General features: G+C 65.6%; 2 protein-coding genes. Both read right to left on the bottom strand.

What is annotated here, in order from left to right; translation table 11 throughout:
• Nucleotides 1-38: 38 nt before the first annotated feature.
• Entirely contained in the window at nucleotides 39-917 is an 879-nt protein-coding gene (locus tag GX015_RS02590) for a hypothetical protein (RefSeq protein ID WP_291342566.1), read from the bottom strand.
• Nucleotides 918-999: 82 nt separating this feature from the next.
• Nucleotides 1,000-1,838 (bottom strand): hypothetical protein (locus tag GX015_RS02585; protein ID WP_291342564.1); only part of this gene is annotated, 839 nt, incomplete at its 5' end.

The following is a 1,838-nucleotide window of genomic DNA, read 5'->3' as shown; positions in this document are numbered from 1 at the left end:
GTGGTGGCGGTGTGCGGATGAGGGGGCCGGACGATCGTCTAGTTGAGACGCTCCTTCGGGCGGAGCTCCTCGTAGCCGTCGCCGGTCCAGGTGAGGAAGTGCTTGTACTGGATGGCATTGGCCATGCCTCGTCCGCCGGACGTGTCGTTCTCGAACGAGTGGATTTCGTAGACCCCGTCGTCGTCGAGTTCGCCGAGTTCGGCGTTGTATATCTGGACGAGGCCGTCGGAGTTGTAATCGGGGTTGTCGCCGCCGTCGGGCAATCCGAGGAAGCCCTCCTCGGTCGGGTGCAGCGCGATGATGCCGTTCCACCGGCCGGGGTTGTACGCGACGTAGAGAGCCTCCTTCGCGTCGGGCGCGTCCGCGGCGAACCCCCAGACATCCGTTCCCGACATGGTCGGCGAATACGTCCATTTGACCTCGCCGGAAGCATCGACCGCGGCCAGTGCCGTTTCACCCACCAATTGGCTGGTCACTTCGATCAGGGTGAACACCCGCGTCGGGCCCCACCCGGGGTGATCGATGTCGATGCTGTCGAACGTGCAGCTCGAGGCGGGGCAGACGTCGCTCACGGATGCTTCGGTGACCTGGGACAGATCGCCCTTCGATTTTCCGCCGGAGCCGAACAGGCCGCCTCCGCCGTCACCCTCGACGCCGCCCTCATCGTCTCCGCCCGCCTCGCCGGCGTCGCCTTCCCATCCGGGAGGCGCGACGATCGTGGTGGTGGCGCCATCGACGTAGCCCTGCCCGAAGTCGGTGGACACGAGATCATCGTCTTCGTTTCCGCCGCCGAAGCCGAGGAATCCACCGCCTTCGCCCCCGCCTCCATCACCGCCGGAGCAACCGGCGAGCAGGATCGCGCAGGCCATTGCCGCGATGACCCGCCCCCGTCGTGTCGTGAGTGCTGTGTCGCGCATGGTGTACCTCGGCATCGTGGTCGTGTGGCTAAGGGATCCCGGCGGTGGTGTACCGACGTCGCCCGTGTGGTTCTCGGGTGGGCTATTTCTCGACGTATTTCGACCCATCCCAGGTCATCGTGCGGTCGCGACCCCCATCCGTTGGCCGTACCTCGATTTCGTAGTTCCCGTCTTCGTCGAGTTCTCCGATGGTGGCGTATGAAAAATACGCGTTCTCGTCGTCGAGTCCCTGACCCATGAGTCCACCGTCCGGAAGAGCTCCGAAACCATCGTCGGATGGGCGCAACACGATGATTCCGCCGAGGTTGTCGTAGACGTAGAGCGTTTCACCCCCATCGGGGCCGTCGCTCGCGAAGCTGGGGGCGCCGCCACCGGTGAGAAGAACGTAGTTCCACTTGACCTCGCCCGAAGCATCGACGGCGGCCATTCCGACGGCGCCGAAATTCTCCGGGTCGTAGTCGTTGTAGGAAGGCAGGAAGACCCTCGTCGGACCCCATGAGGGGTGGTCGATGTCCCGCCAGTCGACGCTGCATCGTGGCTCCACGCAGAGGTCGGGAACCGACTCGGGGGTCAAGTGGGACAGGTCCGGTTTCTTCTTTCGACCGAATCCGAAGAACCCATTGTCATCGCCGTCGTCGCGGGCGTTGGTTCTTCTTCCGTCGTCGTTGCCTCCGCCGGCGTCGCCTTCCCAGCCGGGAGGGGCGACGATGGTCGTGGTGGGCCCGTCGACGTAGCCCTGCCCGATGTCGGTGGCGACGAGGTCCGCTCCGTTTCCGCCGCCGAAACCGAGGAACCCGCCGCCTCCTCCATCTCCGCCGTCACCGCCGCCCGAACAGCCGGCGAGCAGGATCGCGCAGGCGAACACCGCACCCGCTCGGATAGCCGGTCGCGGACGGTTCCACCCGTTGCGTCGAGTCTTGT

The sequence above is a fragment of the Corynebacterium sp. genome (assembly GCF_012837295.1).
Classification (GTDB): Bacteria; Actinomycetota; Actinomycetes; order Mycobacteriales; family Mycobacteriaceae; genus Corynebacterium.
This window is presented reverse-complemented; position numbering and strand designations above follow the sequence as displayed.